The 18974-nt window shown below is 52.5% G+C and carries 14 protein-coding genes; 13 read left to right on the forward strand and 1 reads right to left on the reverse strand.

Annotated elements, in window-relative coordinates:
• Positions 1-209 precede the first annotated feature (209 nt).
• The 11 genes from LQ229_RS05050 to LQ229_RS05100 all read left to right on the forward strand — a co-directional run bounded on the left by LQ229_RS05050 (position 210) and on the right by LQ229_RS05100 (position 12245).
• The gene (locus LQ229_RS05050) at positions 210-887 is read left to right on the forward strand and encodes an HAD family hydrolase (protein WP_230191098.1); all 678 of its coding nucleotides are present in this window, start codon (positions 210-212) and stop codon (positions 885-887) included.
• A 138-nt stretch (positions 888-1025) separates the two neighbouring features.
• Positions 1026-1316 carry a hypothetical protein gene (locus tag LQ229_RS05055; RefSeq protein WP_216541105.1) on the forward strand — a complete coding sequence of 97 codons (291 nt, stop codon included), beginning with the start codon at positions 1026-1028 and terminating at the stop codon, positions 1314-1316.
• 18 nt (positions 1317-1334) lie between these two features.
• Positions 1335-2135, forward strand: a complete 801-nt coding sequence (locus LQ229_RS05060) for a GNAT family N-acetyltransferase (RefSeq protein WP_230191099.1) — start codon at positions 1335-1337, stop codon at positions 2133-2135.
• Positions 2136-2186: 51 nt separating this feature from the next.
• Positions 2187-3047 (forward strand): inositol monophosphatase, encoded by an 861-nt coding sequence (locus LQ229_RS05065; RefSeq protein ID WP_216541107.1) that lies wholly within the window; start codon positions 2187-2189, stop codon positions 3045-3047.
• A gap of 4 nt (positions 3048-3051) precedes the next feature.
• The gene (locus LQ229_RS05070) at positions 3052-3720 is read left to right on the forward strand and encodes a hypothetical protein (RefSeq protein WP_216541108.1); all 669 of its coding nucleotides are present in this window, start codon (positions 3052-3054) and stop codon (positions 3718-3720) included.
• Between the two features lie 92 nt (positions 3721-3812).
• On the forward strand, positions 3813-4373 hold the full coding sequence (locus LQ229_RS05075) for an FAD-dependent oxidoreductase (RefSeq protein WP_216541109.1): 561 nt from the start codon (positions 3813-3815) through the stop codon (positions 4371-4373).
• A gap of 1225 nt (positions 4374-5598) precedes the next feature.
• A complete protein-coding gene (locus tag LQ229_RS05080; RefSeq protein WP_230191100.1) occupies positions 5599-7821 on the forward strand; it encodes a heavy metal translocating P-type ATPase in 2223 nt (740 codons plus the stop codon).
• 132 nt (positions 7822-7953) lie between these two features.
• The gene (locus tag LQ229_RS05085; protein WP_216538808.1) at positions 7954-8400 is read left to right on the forward strand and encodes a hypothetical protein; all 447 of its coding nucleotides are present in this window, start codon (positions 7954-7956) and stop codon (positions 8398-8400) included.
• A gap of 203 nt (positions 8401-8603) precedes the next feature.
• Positions 8604-11030 (forward strand): nitrite reductase large subunit NirB, encoded by a 2427-nt coding sequence (gene nirB, locus LQ229_RS05090; protein ID WP_230191101.1) that lies wholly within the window; start codon positions 8604-8606, stop codon positions 11028-11030.
• A gap of 16 nt (positions 11031-11046) precedes the next feature.
• A complete protein-coding gene (gene nirD, locus LQ229_RS05095; protein ID WP_216538806.1) occupies positions 11047-11418 on the forward strand; it encodes a nitrite reductase small subunit NirD in 372 nt (123 codons plus the stop codon).
• A 50-nt stretch (positions 11419-11468) separates the two neighbouring features.
• Positions 11469-12245, forward strand: coding sequence for a formate/nitrite transporter family protein (locus tag LQ229_RS05100; protein WP_216538805.1), 777 nt, complete (start codon positions 11469-11471; stop codon positions 12243-12245).
• A gap of 536 nt (positions 12246-12781) precedes the next feature.
• Here the strand turns inward: LQ229_RS05100 and LQ229_RS05105 are convergent.
• Positions 12782-13501: a Crp/Fnr family transcriptional regulator gene (locus LQ229_RS05105; RefSeq protein ID WP_230191191.1), complete on the reverse strand. Its 720-nt coding sequence runs from the start codon at positions 13499-13501 to the stop codon at positions 12782-12784.
• Positions 13502-13791: 290 nt separating this feature from the next.
• On the opposite strand from LQ229_RS05105, the gene adhE reads away from it, so the two are divergent.
• Both adhE and pflB read left to right on the forward strand, forming a co-directional pair.
• Positions 13792-16407 carry a bifunctional acetaldehyde-CoA/alcohol dehydrogenase gene (gene adhE / locus LQ229_RS05110; protein ID WP_216538804.1) on the forward strand — a complete coding sequence of 872 codons (2616 nt, stop codon included), beginning with the start codon at positions 13792-13794 and terminating at the stop codon, positions 16405-16407.
• Positions 16408-16637: 230 nt separating this feature from the next.
• Positions 16638-18902 carry a formate C-acetyltransferase gene (gene pflB / locus LQ229_RS05115; protein ID WP_216538803.1) on the forward strand — a complete coding sequence of 755 codons (2265 nt, stop codon included), beginning with the start codon at positions 16638-16640 and terminating at the stop codon, positions 18900-18902.
• The last annotated feature ends 72 nt before the right edge of the window (positions 18903-18974 follow it).

Here is an 18974-nt window from a genome sequence, read left to right on the forward strand (position 1 = left end):
AAGCCGTTCGGAACTTCGGCCCGCCCGATCGGGATAAGCAATTGCCGGCGGGCAATTGTTTTTTATATGAATATGCGTTTTTTTTCGGGCGCGTCATCGCGCCTTTTGCGCATTAATTGTGATAGAATGTAAAGATCAGGCAAGTCGTTGCATTGGTCGCGACATGTATCTAAAAAAATAAGTTTCGGATAGGCGAAAGGAGATCTTCCATGATAAAAGCGATCGTATTTGATTTTGACGGATTAATCTTGGACACGGAGACGCCTTGGTATGACGCAATTAACAACTTATACGGGGAGCACGGATTGGAACTGCCGATCGAGCAATACGCGCAATGCGTAGGATCGAGCTTGGCGCAATTCGATCCCTACTCTCATTTGGAGCAAGCGATCGATAAAGCGATGACCCGCGACGAAATCAGCAAGCTATGCCAAGCAAGACACCAAGAAATGATGCAGAACGAGAAGCTGCGCCCGGGCGTGCTTTCTTATTTGGATACTGCCCAATCGTTAGGATTGAAGATCGGTTTGGCCTCGAGTTCTACCGGCAGTTGGGTCATACCGTTATTGAAGAAGCACGGGATCTTCGAATATTTCGATTGCATTCATACGGCGGATCATGTGGAGGAAGTAAAGCCGAATCCCGCCTTGTATTTGCTCGCTTTGAACAGTTTGGGCGTGGAAGGGCCGGAGGCGATCGCGTTCGAGGATTCTTTGCACGGCTTGCGGGCGGCCAAAGCGGCAGGCATGTATTGCGTTGTCGTGCCGAATCGGTTAACGATCCATTTCCCATTTGACAACTATGATATGAAGATCGGTTCGATGGCCGACATGAAGCTGACGGATATGATAGAGAAGTTGGAAAAGGTAAGCGCTTTGGAAAAATAGCGGCAAGGGGGCGGTTAAGATCCTTATCGACGATAGAGTCACCGATATCGAAGCGGCGGGTAGGGAAGACGTCCCGCACACGGCGGCAAGGAAATTGGCTGACCGAAGCGAAGCCCGGCGGCATACAGGTGCAGGCTGATGGCGATTTTGTTCTGGCCTTGCATGATCGCCTCTGTCGTGCTCTCTTTGATCGGCATCGTATTTTTGCGGCACCAATTTTTATACGTTTCCGCCGCGCTCATCGTACCGATGTCGCTTTATTTGGCTGCAACGCCGTTGTTTATGGGGTGGGGACTTGTCTTCCCGCTCTGCTATATCGGTTCCGCCCTTGCGCTTCGCAACAATCGGCCGCGGCTTTCCCTGCTGGCGTCGGTACCCGTGTACGGCGTAATCGGGTGGTTGGCCTTCACGGTCCTTAGCCAAGGGTAACAAAGGAGGGAATTCGGGATGCTCATTCGCGAAATGTCGGCCGATGAATTGGAGCGTGTCGTACAACTGAAACCGCCGGCATGGTCGGATATTAAGCCTTATTTTGGTATTTATTTGAGGCAGCCTTCATGCATGCCGTTCGTTGCCGTTGAGGATGGCGAAATTGTCGGAGTGGCCAACGGTTCCCGTCAAGGAGACGTCGGATGGCTCGGACATGTCATCGTGTCGCCCGCATACCGGGGGCGAGGGATTGGCAAGCGACTGGTCCTGTTCATGATCGATCGAATGAAACAATCGGGCTGTCGTACGATCGCTTTGATCGCTTCGAAGGACGGAGAGCCGCTCTACCGGAAGCTCGGGTTTCGCGAAGCGGATCAATATGTGTTTTTCAGCAACGAAGAGCCGGCGGGCGCTCCGCAGCAGGAAGGGATCAGACTTGCAGAAGCTGCCGATTATGAGGCCGTGCTGCAATTGGATCGCGATGCGACGGGAGAAGATCGTTCGTACTTGCTCGATGAGCATCAGGATCGGCTATGGGTGGTTGGCGAGAAGGGGAGTCCGCGAGGATACTACGCTCCGCAGCTAGGAAACGGGGCGGTCGTCGCCGCCGATGAAGAGGCGGGCTCGCTGCTGCTGCATTACAAACATAGCTTGAACGGGACCAGAAGCGTTATTCCGGAAGCAAACGAGGCGGCAAGCCGGATTTTGAGCCGTTGGTGCGTACGCCATGAAGAGACGTTGGCACGGATGGTGCTCGGCGCCGACATTGCTTGGAAGCCCGAGCGAATCTATTGCCGGATTCACGGCTCGTTCGGCTAATGGAAGCCGCATAGGCGACCGGGATCGAATCGGACGGAAGGGGCGGTATCGATGAAGCTAGACGAGGACTTATTGTCGCATGCCAAAAAAATCGCAATCGAGGCGGCTTTGGCCGCCGCTCGAATCGCCAGGGAGAAGTTCGGCACCGCGCTGCGCATGGAGGAAAAAGGCGAGTACGGCGATATCGTGACGGAAGTCGATCATTTGGCGGAGGCCGAAATATTGCGGCGCATTCGGGAATATTATCCGGATCATCAAATATCGAGCGAAGAAACGGGATGGACGGGCGCGGAAGGAGATTGGTTGTGGCTCGTCGATCCGCTGGACGGCACGAACAATTACGCCATCGGATTGCCGGTGTTCGGCGTGTCGATTACGTTGTTATACCGCAAGGAACCGGTGTTGGGCGTTATCGTGGATTCGGCGATGGAGCGCCTGTACGTTGCCGAAGCGGGCAAAGGCGCCGAATCGGGCGGCATGCGGTTCGCCGTCCGACCGACGGCAAGAGCGGATTTGCGCAAAATGACCGTCGGCTGGATTCAAGGCCACCAAGTACAGAAGGAGGCGGGAGCGCTTCGTTTGAGGACGGTTCTGGATGCGAGCTGCAAGAGGGTGCTGCGCCTATGGGCGCCGACGATGCTATGGTGCATGCTGGCGCGCGGCGATATCGACGGAATCGTCCTGTACAACTCCGAAGGGGACGATTTGTACGCCGGCGTGCTGCTGGCGAAAGAGGCGGGCGTCGCCGTAATGGATTTCAGCGGCGAGCCTTTCGCCGGCATGAACAGCGAGCCGTACATCATCGCATGCCGTCCGCAGCATGCGGAGACGTTTCTGAAGCTGGTGCGCGACGGAATGCCGGACCTGGAACCGGATGTTCGCGTACCGAATCGTATGATGGAAGAGGGGTAGACCGATGAAAAGCAAGTTAGCGGTGATCGGCTCGGCTGCGCTTATCTTGATGTTATGGGCCGTTACTGCCAAATATCCGGACCGTTTCAGCTTATTGGAGAAAGGGATGAAGGCCGCGGGCATCCCTTTCTGGTCCCACGGGAACAGCGGAATCAGTTATGGCGGCATTATTGCGCTTGCCATTTTGGTGGCGGGCGGAGTGCTGCTGGCGAAATCGTTGAAGTCGCCCAGCCCGGGTTTGGTTGTACTGGGCGTTATTTTGGCGACGTCGTTTGTCCCTTCCTGGTTTATAACCCAATATCAAACGTATGTTGCAGCGGGCATCGACGCGATTGCGTACGAACCCCGGAAGAGCCAATGCCGTTACGAAATCAGCGAGGAGCGGCTAATGGCAGGAACGTGCCAATTCCATGTAAGAAATATGAGCGGCCGGGAGGTATCCTTCGAATTATCGATGTTGCCTCCGGAAGATCCGATTGAAGCCATACTCCTTATCGAAGAGCTCAAACTGGTCGATGGCGCGGAAGTGAGGATGCTTCCGAAGCAGAGCAGAACGGTCGATATCCCGTTTGAAACGGAAATTCCGCCGTCGTTTGACGCTTCGGTCATTTCCGGATCGTTCTCCGGCATCAACATTCGAATATCCGGCAATGGGAAGACGCGCGAGCTGTAAATATTGGGAAATGCGCGAGAGTATGATACAATTGTAATGTGCTTATTTTTTGTAAGCATAATAACGATATTGAATGAAAAGGAGAGAAGAGGATGTACGATATCATCATCGTAGGCGGAGGTACGGCGGGCGGAAGCGCGGCCTTATACGCAGCCAAAGCAGGCAAAAAGACGCTCGTGCTGGACGGCAACGCAAGCATGACGAAGCGGGCGATGCTTTACAATCATTACGGAATCAAGGAAATTACCGGTCCGGATTTGATTCGCATCGGCCGGGAACAAGCCGAGCATTTCGGCGCCGAATGGAAAGAAGAGAAGGTAACGGGCCTGGCCTCTTCCGATCAAGGCGTGGTCGTACATACCGAAACGGCGCAATATGAAGCGAAGCATGTTATTCTGGCGACAGGCGCGACGGCCGAAGTGGCGGGCCAAAGCGGCGTCAAGGTGAAAGACGGCACGGAACCGCGGATCAAAACGGTGATCGATGTCGACGCGCAAGGCAAAACGAATGTGCGGGGCGTATGGGCGGCCGGAACGGTTGCCGGCGTAAGCGTTCACACGATCATCACGGCGGGCGACGGCGCGAAGGTCGCGATCAACGTGATCAGCGAGTTGAACGGCGAGCGGTATGTCGATCATGATTTGTTAAAATAAGAGGGATACGCGAGGGGCGCAACCGTTTCGGTTGCGCTTTTTTGATTCGTTTTCGGGGGAAGTGTTCGAGGTAAGCGTCGAATGTCGTCACCCTTTCGCATGTTGCTTTTTACTTGCTTTTGTCGATATCCCCTTTGTTCAGAAAGCCCTGGATTGGAACAAAAATCAGGCTGCGGATGGAAGTTGTCATGCTTGATTGACCTGCAACTTACCGTGGTGAAGACGGATTTCCTGCAAAAATACAGTTGTTCCCCCATCGAAACAGGAAATGAGACTAGCGTTGCATCGGGAAATTGTTATCCGGACCGCAGGGCCGTTATTTCGCGTCAAAACCGCTTATTCGCTGTTTCGGCGGACATTGGTTCCGTTATTCCTTCGTTGAAGGGCTTATTTTACGCTTTTAGCGCGAATAAAGGATCGTATGTCCGCAAACTGTTCCAAATCGGGCCTTTTGTCACAATTAGCGTCCCCTGTGTCCGCGATCCTGGAATGTTGAAAAAAGTGAATGCAACGCCGGTGGGAAATGCGGTAAAAAGCCTGCGAATATACAGGAATTCCACCCCTAACGATTCTATAATCCATCGAAGCGAGAGTTTTTCCGAATGAAGGGCCTTCATGGTCTGGCTTTCTTTTCCGCTGGGGCGGATCGATTGAAGGCTGATTAGATACCGATTTTCGCACCTCGTTGAAGTTCGTACCGCACAACATGTTTTCCTTCCGCGCCGGTTGCGGGAGCAAACCAGCCCTTTGCGCCAAGGGATTGCAATGTTCGAACGGCGGAACGATGATTGATGCTCAAATGAGTTGCCGCATCGATAGGCCATTGTTCCCCTGATCTTTGCTGCAAATGATATTAGATAAACGCTGCGAGCTCCATTTCGAAATTCCCCACCTAAAACATCCCTCCAGTAAAAAATAAAAACGTCCCGGTTCCATTCATAACGGAAATGGATCGGGACGTTCTTCGTCTCTTGCCTTGTATTATAACGCGAAGGCAACTTGCGATCCAGCCCGATCTTGCGCCTTCCATCCGTTCCTCTCGCTTGCGTTTGATATTGCCATAGGACAGGGGTATGATTATGATAGAAAGTAAAATTAGATTCGAAGGCTCGTCTTTCGGCAAGAGCGGTCATTGAAGTTATAAGGAGTTGACGGTCATGCAAACAACAAGCAACCAAGCCCAAAGAAATCAAACCACAGGCAGTATATCGGCAGGTCGATAGCGATGGAGACGAAAGACTTTCGCATCCGAGGCATGACTTGCGCGGCATGCTCCGCCGCGATCGAACGAGGCTTGAACGATCTTCCGGGCGTACAACAAACGAATGTAAATGCGATGCTCGAATCGGCGCGCGTCGAATACGATCCGGCCGAATTGTCGGTATTCGATATTATCGAGAAGGTGGAAGAGCTCGGATACGAGGCGATTGTCGAAGAAGAAGCGAACTCCGGCGAAACGGAGCGGCAAATGGAAATCCGGTTCCAACAGAAACGGTTGATCGTCTCGGCCCTGCTTTCTTTTCCCCTGTTGTGGGTGATGGCAAGCCATTTCTCATGGCTGTCCTGGATATACGTGCCGGAATTTCTGAAACATCCGTGGGTTCAGTTCGCGCTGGCCACGCCGGTGCAGTTCTGGATCGGCAAACCGTTTTATGTCGGCGCATATCGGGCGTTAAAGGGCGGGAGCGCCAATTTGGACGTTCTCGTCGCGCTTGGAACGACATCGGCTTATATGTTCAGCTTGGCGGCGACGCTGCGCTGGGTCGGACAATTTCACCAAATGCCGGGCATTTATTACGAAACCAGCGCGATCTTGATTACGCTGGTCGTATTCGGGAAACTGCTCGAAGCGGTAGTGAAAGGGAGAACGTCGGCGGAACTCAAATCGCTCGTCGAATTGCAGCCGAAGACGGCAATCCTTGTCAAGGACGGCGAGGAAACGGAAGTGCCGGCGGCCGATGTCGCGGTCGGAGATCTATTGCTGGTCAGACCCGGCGCGCCGATTCCGGCCGACGGCGAAGTCGTTGAAGGCGCTTCCGACGTTGACGAATCCATGCTGACAGGCAACAGCGCGCCTGTGATGAAACAACCTGGCGACACCGTGTTCGGCGCCACGATGAACGAATCGGGCCGTTTGCTCGTGCGGGCCGCGCGAATCGGGAAACATACGGCCCTGTCGCAAATCGTAAGAGCGGTTGCCCAAGCGCAAAGCGCGAAACCGCTCCCGATTCAACGGGTGGCCGACGCCGTGGCCGGCGTCTTCGTTCCGATCGTCGTCACGTTTGCGGTCGTGACTTCGATCATTTGGTATATGTTTGTTCAATCGGGCAATTTCGCGGCGGCGCTGGAGGCCGGCATAGCGGTGCTGGTCATCGCTTGTCCGTGCGCGCTTGGCCTCGCGACCCCGATTTCGGTGATGACCGGTTCGGGCCGCGCCGCGGCGCTCGGCATTTTGTTTAAAGGCGCCCAGTTTCTGGAAACTACGCATGAAGTGGACATCATCGTCTTCGATAAGACAGGCACGATTACGCAAGGAAAGCCGCTGCTGCGGGAAACGGTCGTCATTCCCGGCGATTGGGACGAACAGACGGTGCTGCGCTTAGCGGCGCTCGCGGAGAAGCAATCCGACCATCCGCTCGGGAAGGCGATCTTTCACGGAATCGCGCAGCGCGCGGATATCGATTTTGCGGGAAGCCAGGATTGCGTGCGGCACTTTGAAGCGCAAGCCGGACTCGGCGTCGCAGCCGACGTGGAAGGCCGTCAAGTGCTGGTCGGCAATCGGCGGTTGATGCATGAGCATCGAATCGATATTTCGGGAGCGGAACGGGAACTTGGGCGTATGGAAGCGCAAGGGAGAACGGCGATGCTCATTGCCGTCGACCGGAAATACGCAGGGATCGCCGCCGTATCCGATGCGCTGAAAGAAACGGCCTCTGCCGCCATTCTGCGCCTGAAACAGATGGGCATCGAAGTCATTATGCTGACCGGCGACAGCCGCGGCACGGCCCGAACGATCGCCAATCAGGCCGGAATCGTGCACGTGCTTGCGGAAATTCTGCCGCAAGACAGGGCGGAAGCGGTACGCAAGCTGCAGGTACAAGGCCATCAAGTGGCGATGATCGGAGACGGCATCAAAGACGCTTCGGCATTGGCCGCGGCCGATATTGGCATCGCGATCGGCAACGGATCCGAGATTGCGATGGAAGCCGCGGATGTCGCGCTGCTTCGGGGAGATTTGAACAGCATTCCCGACGCGATCCACTTAAGCCATAAAACGATGAACAATATGAAACAGAATTTGTTCCTGGCGCTGGCGTATCATGCGATCGGCATTCCGATTGCCGCCGCCGGCTTGCTTGCCCCGTGGGTTGCGGGGGCGGCGATGGCGCTTAGTTCGCTGTCCGTCATCGTCAATGCGCTAAGGCTGCAAAAAGCGAAATTGCGCTAATCGCCGGAGCGGATCTGCACGCGCATTCGCTTGTTTCCAACGAAATTGTCATCTCTTTGAAACTTTTTCGCGCTTATCTTGTTGCATAATGAATCTATTAAGTACGATTACAACTAGAAAGCGAGTGTAGTTATGAAGTTGACGAAGCTCATATTCGGAGCTGGCACGGCGCTATTGCTGATTACCGGAAGCGCGTGCTCGCCGAAGGAAGCGCTTCAGACGGAAGCACCTCGAATGGAGTCCGAATTGAAAACGGAGAAAGTGCCGACGACGACGCTCGAAATCAACGGCGGGAAAATTGTGCCAAACTTGACGAATACGATCATCGCCGACTTTAAGGAAGGCATTAAAGTACGCGACATTCTGGAAGGAAGCGGGATCGTCAAGGTTTCCGAAGACGGCGAATCGATCGTGTCCGTCAACGATGTTGCCCTCGATCCGACGATGGAGTGGGGGATTAAAGTGAATGATAAGGAAGTATCCGCAGAACCGTTAAATCATATGCTGAATGAAAATGACCGGGTTGAAATTTTCGTGAAAACGACGGAAGTCGACCCGTCCTCCAACCTTATCAAATAAAAATTCGATTTGCATACATAATTACAATGGAATAGCGGCATACATACGGCGAAGACCGGATCTAAAGCGCGACGAGCGCGCAATGGATCCGGTCTTTGCATTATCGTTCAAACTTGGCATTCTGCGCTGTGAAATTTATCACATCGTTCGAAAACCGTTGAATGTATACTCGAATTACTTCGTACACAGGGGAGGTATTCGATATGCGAAGCCAAGAGCGCGAGAAGCTTGTATTGATCGGAAACGGAATGGCGGGCGTCAGTGCGCTGGAGCAAGTAATGAAGCTGTCTTCATCGTTCGATATTACCGTATTCGGCAGTGAGCCGCATCCGAACTATAACCGGATTATGCTGTCCTATGTACTTGAGGGAAGCAAATCGATTTCCGATATTATTTTAAACGACTGGAATTGGTATAGGGAAAATAATATTACGCTTCATACCGGAACAACCGTGACTCATATCGATACGGCAAACAAAACGGTGCACACGGACAAGGGCGTCTCGGTCGCATACGACAAATGTATTATCGCAACAGGTTCGAATCCGGTCATGCTTCCTATTCCCGGAATCGATAAGGAGGGAATCGTCTCGTTCCGAGACATTGCAGACTGCAGCCGGATGATCGAAGCCGCGCGCACATTCAAGAAAGCGGCGGTAATCGGCGGCGGATTGCTTGGCTTGGAGGCCGCCAAAGGATTGCTCGGGCTAGGCATGGACGTAACCGTCGTTCATCTGGAAGACAGATTGATGGAACGCCAGTTGGATGACGAGGCGGCGGCCATGTTGAAGCGCGAATTGGAACGGCAAGGCTTGAAATTCGCAATGGGCAAGCGAACGGTGGAAATAGCGGGGGACCAAAGAGTAAGCGGATTGCGGTTTGACGACGGCACGGAACTCGAGACGGATTTCGTCGTCATGTCGGTAGGCATTCGTCCGAATGCCGAACTGGCCAAAACAAGCGGAATCAACTTCAATCGGGGGATTATCGTCAACGATTTCATGCAAACGTCCGCTCCGGACGTATATGCGGTCGGAGAATGCTGCGAGCATCGCGGCGTCAGTTACGGTTTGGTCGCGCCGTTGTTCGAGCAGGGCATGGTGCTTGCCAAACATATATGCGGTGTGGAGACGAAGCCGTACGAAGGGTCGGTGCTGTCGACGAAATTGAAAATTTCCGGCGTCGACGTTTTTTCTACCGGGGAATTCGAGAACAGGCCGGATCTGCAAGTGATTCGAACGCAGGACGATTGGAACAATACGTACAAAAAAATATTGCTGCGCGGCAACCGCGTCGTAGGCGCCGTGCTGTTCGGGGACGTATCCGAATCGTCCCGCCTGCAGCAGTGGATTAAAACGGGCAAAGAAATGACGAAAGAGATGTATGCTTCCATCATGGGAACAGGTTGCTGCGGAGGTGCGGAAAAGAGCAACGCGGCCGCCGAGATGGCCGACGACGAAATCATATGCGGCTGCAACGGAGTGAACAAGAAAGCGATCGTCGACGCTATAAGAGAGCAAGGTTTGACGACGGTCGACGAAATTAAAGCCCAAACGGGGGCGACGCGTTCTTGCGGCGGATGCAAACCGTTGGTTGAACAACTATTGCAGCTGGAATTAGGCGAGCGATACGATGCCGTTGCGAGCAAGCAGGGCATTTGCGGTTGTACGGCGCTCAGCCGTGACGAGATTGTGGCGGCGATTCGCGAGAAGGGACTCGGAACGATTAAAGAAACGATGCATGTGCTCGGTTGGCGCAATTTGGAGGGCTGTTCGAAATGCCGTCCCGCGCTGAATTACTATTTAGGCATGATCCGCCCTGTCCAATATGAAGATGACAAATCGTCCCGTTTCGTCAACGAACGGATGAACGCCAACATCCAAAAGGACGGTACCTATACTGTTGTGCCGCGCATGTACGGCGGCGTTACGACGCCGGAGGAATTGAAAAAAATCGCCGAGGTGGCCGTGAAATACGATGTGAAGGTCGTCAAAATGACGGGCGGACAACGGCTTGACTTAATCGGCGTCAAGAAACAGGATTTGCCGAAAGTATGGGAGGAGCTTGACATGCCGTCCGGCTATGCGTACGCCAAATCGCTCCGTACTGTCAAAACATGCGTCGGTTCTTCATTCTGCCGTTTCGGCACGCAAGACTCCATGGGCATGGGCGCGCTGCTCGAACGCAAATTCGAACGGCTCGACTTCCCGGCGAAATTCAAAATGGCCGTCAACGGCTGCCCGCGCAACTGTGCGGAATCTTGTACGAAAGATATCGGAATTGTGGGCAACGAAGGCGGCTGGGAAATATATGTCGGCGGCAACGGCGGAATTAAGCCGCGTCTGGCCGATCTGCTGACGAAGGTTAAGACGGATGAGGAGTTAATCGAAATTACCGCCGCCGTGATGCAGTTTTATCGTGAAACCGGCACATATTTGGAACGGACGTCGGAGTGGGTGGAACGAATCGGTTTGGATGCGGTCAAGAATGCGGCGGTTGACAATATGGAATCGCGTCGCGCCCTCGTCGAACGGATGGAGTTGGCATTGCAGCAAACGGAAGATCCGTGGCGCAAAGTGTTGAACGATGCGTCTGTCCGCAGCGCGTTGTATGAGGATATTCAAGCGTAAAAAGGAGGGGAATGCGATGAAATCGGTACAAGCGCATCAATCTTCAAGCGATAAGAAGCTGACGTATTACACCGTTGGAAACATAAACGAATTTATCGTCCGAATCGGGCGGGTCGTTCATCTTCGGGGGAAGGAGATCGCGGTATTCCGTTCGGAAGAAGGCGATGTGTTCGCCTTGGAGAACAAGAGCCCTCATCCGAAAGGCGGGCCCCTTGCGGAAGGAATCGTTTCGGGCCGATATTTGTACGAACCGCTGCACGATTGGAAAATCGATATGGCGGACGGGTTAGTGCAGGCGCCGGACACAGGGAGCGTGCAAACCTTTCGCGTGCGCGTTACCGATGGCGGAGAGGTTCAAATCGGAATGACTCCTTCATTCCGGGAATGAGAAGCGGATGCGGATGACTGCCTGAGACTGCAAGGAGAGGAGTGGGCCAGATGTACAAAACGAGCGTAGAGTCTATGGTTCATACCGCTTTATCCAAGAAAGAAGCGATGCGGCAAAGCTGGCTGCGGTATTTCATGTCCTCATGGCTGGCCGGAGCGTATGTCGGCATCGGGATCGTATTGATCAATATCGTCGGAGCGCCGTTCTTCGCGGAACATTCGCCCGCCTACAATTTGGTGATGGGGGTATCGTTCGGCATTGCGCTGACGCTCGTCATATTCGCCGGAGCGGAATTGTTTACCGGAGCGAATATGTATTTCGCGATCAGTACGTTGGAGCGAAGAACGTCCGTCGGAGATTTGTTGAAAAATTGGGGGACCGTATGGCTCGGCAATTTGGTCGGAGCGCTCATCCTGTGCGCTTTAGTCGTTGGAGGAGGCATATTTAAAGACATTCCTCCGGATCATCTATTATTTACGGTCGCCTCGAAAAAAATGAATTTAAGCGCATTGGAAATATTTTGCCGCGGCATTTTATGTAATTGGCTTGTCTGCTTATCCATCTGGACCGCGAGCAGGGCGAAGGAAGATACGGCAAAGCTCATTCTGATCTGGTGGTGCCTGTACGCCTTTATCTCATCCGGCTACGAGCATAGTGTCGCCAATATGACGGTGCTCAGCTTGGCGGTTATGCTGCCGACGCATCCGGAGACGGTATCGATTGCCGGCTGGTTTCATAATATGATACCGGCAACGCTCGGCAATATTGTCGGCGGCGCTTTGTTTATGGGAATGATGTATTGGTTTGTCTCAAATAAAAGCAAATAATTGTATTTTAGCGCAAATGGGCCGATTGATTTCGGTTCATTTGTTTTTTTAGGCATAAATCTCCCTTGAACAGACAAGAAGCGCTGATTTCGGCCCGAGAAGAAAGTAAACAAAAATAAAAATGACATCCAATCCGTCGCCGGGTTGAATGCCATTTTACTATTCCTGTGAAGAGAGTCAATTTCATAAATCGCCGCCGCTTTATCGCGCATACAGAAGCGGATACCTCGCTTCATTCCAAAGGCGATGCGCGCGGACCTACGCTCCTTGTTTGGCACTAACGAAACTAGCAATTCTTATTCGACTCAAAATGAAGACGTCCCCATTTTAGCGAAACTACGTATCCTTATTCATTGGAAATCGGCGGTTTTACCGCCCTTTTCCCCTCATTAGCGTGATACAGTTACGTTAACATCCGCAGTGTATACGTTTCGTTAGCCCGCCCGCTGGCGCCGTCAGCCGCCAGCGGTATTTCGCTGCGCGGCTATCCGCCATCTACGAAGCAGCCGGCGAAGGGGAAGGGGAGAGCAAGGAAATCAAATCCGGCAAATCTCGTTCGGACACATTTCGCAATGGCAAATTTCCCGCAATTGCTGCAAATCTTGAATGACGATAAGTCCGTTATCGTAATCGATCGCCTCTTTTTTGCGCAGATCGCTTAACATCCGGTTGACGCTCTCGCGCGTCGCTCCGATCATGTTGGACAGATCGGTATGCGTAATTTTTTTGTTAATCAGGATGCCTTTATCGGTTTTCTCCCCATACGTGTTGCCTAGCCGGATTAAGGTCGAACATAACGCGCCCGGCTTGCCGTAAAGCATTAGATCGCGGAATTTCGTTTGCGTCAGCCGATGATGGATGCCCATCCACTTCATAAAATCGATGGAGAAATCGGCATATTGGCAAATGAGCAGTTCCAAATCTTTTTGTTCCACGACGCCGACGACGGATTGCTCCAACACTTCGGCGGTGAAGCCGTGTCTCGATTGGTTGAACGGATCGACATGGCCGATCAGATCGCCCGGCCGGTACATATAGAGGATCAGTTCTTTTCCTTCGTCCGTCGATTTCGTAATTTTCACGCGCCCGCTTTTCAAATAATAAAGCTTATCCGCCTCGTCTCCTTCCCAGAACAGATGAGTATCGTTGGAAAAAACGCGTTCTTTCATCGCTTCTAACAATCTATTCAAATTTTGTTCCGAGAAACAGCTTGTATTTCCTGCTACTGCTTGTTCGTTCAATTGGAATTGTGCCATGCCCATTCCCCTCTCTCCCGTCATTTGTTTTGCTAAAGTTCAGAAGTTGCAATTTGGTTTGTGCAAATTATCACATACTTATTTTAACATGTATTGCCGCAAGGGAACACCCATAAGCGTCGACAATTATGAATAATTAGTTAAAATTGCAGTTCTTTTTTTCACGCTGATGAAAATTCAAACAATTTTCAAACTTTGTGAATTTTTTCACGAGACAAAGACAATGATTTGTTGTATGCTAAAAGTGTCACAGACAAAAAAAGAAATTAGGGAAGTGGAGGATGGTTGGGATGGCAGTGAAAAACGAGTTGAAAGCCGAAAAAACGACGCAAACCGTTCAGGAGCAAATCGATGCGGTCATGCGCAAAGCGCGCAAGGCGCAAGAAGCGTTCATGGCGCTCAATCAGGAGCAAGTGGATGAAATCGTGCAGGCGATGGCGCTTGCCGGCTTGGACAAACATATGGCTTTGGCCAAGCTCGCGGTGGAGGAAACGGGCCGCGGCGTGTACGAAGACAAAATTACGAAGAACATTTTCGCAACGGAGTACATTTACCACAGCATTAAATACGATAAAACCGTCGGCGTCATCGAAGACAATCCGTATGAAAATTGCCAAAAAATCGCGGAACCGGTCGGGGTCGTCATGGGCATTACCCCGGTGACGAATCCGACGTCGACGACGATGTTCAAGGCGCTTATAAGCATCAAAACGCGCAATCCGATCGTATTTGCTTTCCATCCTTCCGCGCAAAAATGCAGCGCCGAAGCGGCGAGGATTTTACGCGATGCGGCTGTCGCCAAAGGCGCGCCGAAAGATTGCATCCAGTGGATCGAGACGCCGTCGATGGAAGCGACCAACGCGCTTATGAACCATCCGGACGTCGCTTTAATATTGGCGACAGGCGGCGCGGGCATGGTCAAGGCGGCTTACAGCGCAGGCAAACCGGCGCTCGGCGTCGGTCCCGGCAACGTTCCTTGCTTTATCGAGAAGTCGGCCCATATCGAACAGGCGGTTACGGATCTGATCCTTTCCAAAACGTTCGACAACGGCATGATTTGCGCGTCCGAGCAAGCAGTGATCATTGAAGAGCCGATTTACGACAAAGTGAAAAAATTGCTCATTGCCCATGGATGCTACTTCTTAACGAAAGAAGAAACGGCGATTCTGTCCGGCAAAGCGATGAAGGAAGGCACATGCGCGGTCAATCCGAATATCGTCGGCCAGCCTGCGGCGAAAATCGCCGAAATGTTCGGTTTGAAAGTTCCGCAGGATACGAAAATATTGATTGCGGAGCTCGAGGGAGTCGGTCCGAACTATCCATTGTCTGCGGAAAAATTAAGCCCTGTGCTGGCGTGCTACAAAGTGAAAAACGCGGACGAGGGCATCGAGCGCGCGACCGAAATGGTGGCATTCGGCGGCATGGGACATTCCTCGGTCATTCATTCGAACGACGACGAAGTGATCCAAAAATTCGCAGACCGGCTGCAAACCGGCCGCATCATCGTCAATTCCCCGTCGACGCATGGCGCGATCGGCGACATTTACAATACGAACTTGCCGTCCCTAACGCTCGGCTGCGGTTCGTACGGACGGAATTCGACCTCGCAGAACGTAACTGCGGTCAATTTAATCAATGTGAAAAGGGTGGCGCGCCGCACGGTGAATATGCAATGGTTTAAAGTTCCGGGCAAAATATATTTCGAAAAAGGCGCGACGCAATATTTGGCCAAAATGCGCGATATTAACCGCGTCATGATCGTGACCGACCCGATGATGGTCAAATTGGGTTATGTGGAGAAGGTGGAGCATTACTTGCGGCAACGGCTGACTCCGGTAGCCGTCGAAATCTTCTCCGAGGTTGAACCGGATCCGTCGACGGCGACGGTGGATCGCGGCGTGGCGATGATGAATCAGTTCAAGCCGGACTGCATTATCGCGCTCGGCGGAGGTTCCCCGATGGACGCCGCCAAAGCGATGTGGCTGTTCTACGAATATCCGGACACGGATTTCAACAACTTGAAACAAAAATTTCTCGATATCCGCAAACGGACGTACAAGTACCCTCGTCTCGGCCAAAAAGCGAAATTCGTAGCGATTCCGACAACTTCGGGTACGGGATCGGAAGTTACTTCGTTCGCTGTCATTACCGACAAGGAGCGCGGCAATACGAAATATCCGCTGGCCGATTACGAGCTGACGCCGGACGTGGCGATTATCGACCCGGATTTCGTCTATAGCTTGCCGAAAGTGGCCGTAGCGGATACAGGCATGGACGTATTGACGCATGCGATCGAAGCGTACGTTTCGGTCATGGCGAACGATTATACGGACGGGCTTGCGATCAAAGCAATTCAATTGGTATTCGAATATTTGGAAAAGTCGGCCTTAACCGGCGATCCGGTCGCACGCGAGAAAATGCATAACGCTTCGACGCTGGCCGGTATGGCATTCGCCAATGCGTTCCTTGGCATCAACCATAGCTTGGCGCATAAATGGGGCGGGGAATATCATACGGCGCACGGCCGCACCAATGCGATTCTTATGCCGCATGTGATCCGTTACAATGCGAAAAAACCGACGAAATTCCAATCGTTCCCGAAATACGATCATTTTATCGCGGATCAGCGTTATGCGGAAATCGCGCGCATTCTCGGGCTGCCGGCGCGCACGGTGGAAGAAGGCGTAAGCAGCTTGATCGCGGCGATCCGCAAGCTGAACAAGGCGCTCGGCATTCCGGAGTCGTTCCAAGAGCTCGGGTTCGATGCCAAAGAATTTGAAGCGAAAGTCGATTATTTGGCGGATCGCGCCTTCGAAGATCAATGTACGACGGCGAATCCGAAGCTTCCGCTCGTTACAGAACTTGCCGAAATATATCGGAACGCGTTTTACGGCAAGTTTGAATAATACAGTTTCAAACCGATAAAACGAAATATATATAACAGATTGAATAATTAATATAACAGTTGAGAAAAGTTGTGGCAAAATCATCCGAATGTGATTTTTGTCACAACTTTAATCTCTTTCTAATTGTACAATTAAAGTGTAAACGATAAGACAAATCCTATATTTCAGGAAATGGAGAAATCAATAAACAGATATCCTGAATATGTAGTACAGAAAATGGAGGGATTACGATGTCGGTGATTGAACAAGACGTGATGAAACAGGCGGAACAAGGTTGGCGCGGATTCAAACAAGGAAAATGGACGAAAACGGTGGATGTGAACAGCTTTATCGGAGCGAACTTGAAGCCGTATTACGGAGACGAGTCATTCCTCGCCGGTCCGACGGACAGAACGACAGCCCTATGGCAAATCGTGTCCGACTTAACGAAAAAAGAGCGCGACAACGGCGGCGTTTTGGATGTCGATGTCAACACGCCATCGACGATCACTTCGCACGGACCAGGCTATTTGGATCAAGAGAAAGAGCAAATCGTCGGGTTGCAAACCGATGAGCCTTTTAAACGTTCGATTCAACCTTTCGGCGGCATCCGCATGATGATCGACGCCTGCAAAGCGTATGGCTTCGAGATGCCGCAGCAAATCGTCGATATGTTTACGACGATCCGCAAGACCCATAACCAAGGGGTATTCGACGCCTATACGACGGAAATGAGGAAAGCCCGTTCCGCCGGCATTATTACCGGACTGCCGGATGCTTACGGACGCGGACGCATTATTGGCGATTATCGCCGGGTAGCTCTGTACGGAATCGATTTCCTGGTCGAAGAGAAGAAGAAAGATTTGCTGAACCTGGAATTGGACGCGCTGGACGCCGATACGATTCGGGACCGCGAGGAAATCTCCGAGCAAATCCGCGCACTGGGCGAACTGAAGTCTATGGCCGCCATGCATGGGTTCGACATTTCCAAACCGGCCGTTAATGCGAAGGAAGCGTTCCAATGGCTGTATTTCGGCTATTTGGCCGCCATTAAGGAACAGAACGGCGCGGCGATGTCCTTGGGAAGAGTGTCCTCGTTCCTGGACATCTATATCGAGCGCGACTTGCAAGAAGGAACGCTAACCGAGGAGCAGGCGCAAGAACTGGTCGACCATTTCGTCATGAAGCTGCGTATCGTGAAATTTTTGCGTACGCCGGATTACAACGAATTGTTCAGCGGCGACCCGACGTGGGTTACCGAGTCGATCGGCGGCATGGGCCTGAACGGCGAAACGCGGGTTACGCGCAACAGCTACCGTTTCCTGCATACGTTATACAATTTGGGGCCGGCGCCCGAACCGAACTTAACGGTGCTCTGGTCGACGAAATTGCCAGAAGCTTTCAAGAAATATTGCGCCAAGGTGTCGATCGAGACCAGTTCCATCCAATACGAGAACGACGATATAATGCGCCCGCACTTCGGCGACGATTACGGAATCGCCTGCTGCGTATCCGCTATGCGGATCGGGAAACAGATGCAGTTCTTCGGCGCACGCGCCAATCTCGCCAAATGTTTGCTGTATGCCATCAACGGCGGCGTCGACGAGAAATCCGGCAAGCAGGTCGGTCCCGAATATCCGCGCATCACGTCCGAAGTGCTCGATTACGAGGAAGTGACGGCACGCTTCACGGCGATGATGGAATGGCTTGCGAAGCTGTATATGAACACGCTCAACGTCATTCACTTTATGCATGATAAATATTGCTATGAAAGAATCGAGATGGCGCTGCACGACAAGGACATTTTGCGCACCATGGCATGCGGTATCGCAGGATTGTCCGTCGCGGCCGATTCCTTGAGCGCGATTAAATACGCGAAAGTTCGGCCGATCCGCAACGAGCAAGGAATTGCCGTCGATTTCGAAATCGAGGGAGATTATCCTTGCTACGGCAATAACGACGATCGCGTCGACCGTATCGCCGTTCAATTGGTCGAAAAGTTCATGGGTATGCTGCGCAAGCATAAAGCGTACCGCAACGCGCTCCCGACTCAATCCGTATTAACGATTACGTCCAATGTCGTATACGGGAAGAAGACGGGCACGACGCCGGACGGCCGCAAGGCGGGCGAGCCTTTCGCTCCGGGAGCCAATCCGATGCACGGGCGCGACAAGAAAGGGGCGCTCGCATCGCTTAGCTCCGTTGCGAAGCTGCCATACGAGCATAGTCTGGACGGTATCTCCAACACGTTCTCCATCGTGCCGAAAGCGCTCGGCAAGGAAGATCAAGTCCGCAAATCCAACCTTGTGGCGATGATGGACGGCTACTTCGGAAGCGGAGCCCATCATCTGAACGTCAACGTATTCGACCGCGAGCAACTGATCGACGCGATGGAGCATCCGGAGAATTATCCGCAATTGACGATCCGCGTCTCCGGATATGCCGTCAACTTCATTAAGCTGACGAAAGAACAGCAATTGGACGTGATCAACCGTACGTTCCATGGCATGATGTAACGGAAGATCAAATTGCAAGGCATTCGCTGCATGTTGGAACAATAAGGCGCAGTGCTGCAGAAAGGATGCGTG

This window comes from Paenibacillus sp. CECT 9249 (assembly GCF_918697855.1).
Lineage (GTDB): Bacteria > Bacillota > Bacilli > Paenibacillales > Paenibacillaceae > MSJ-34.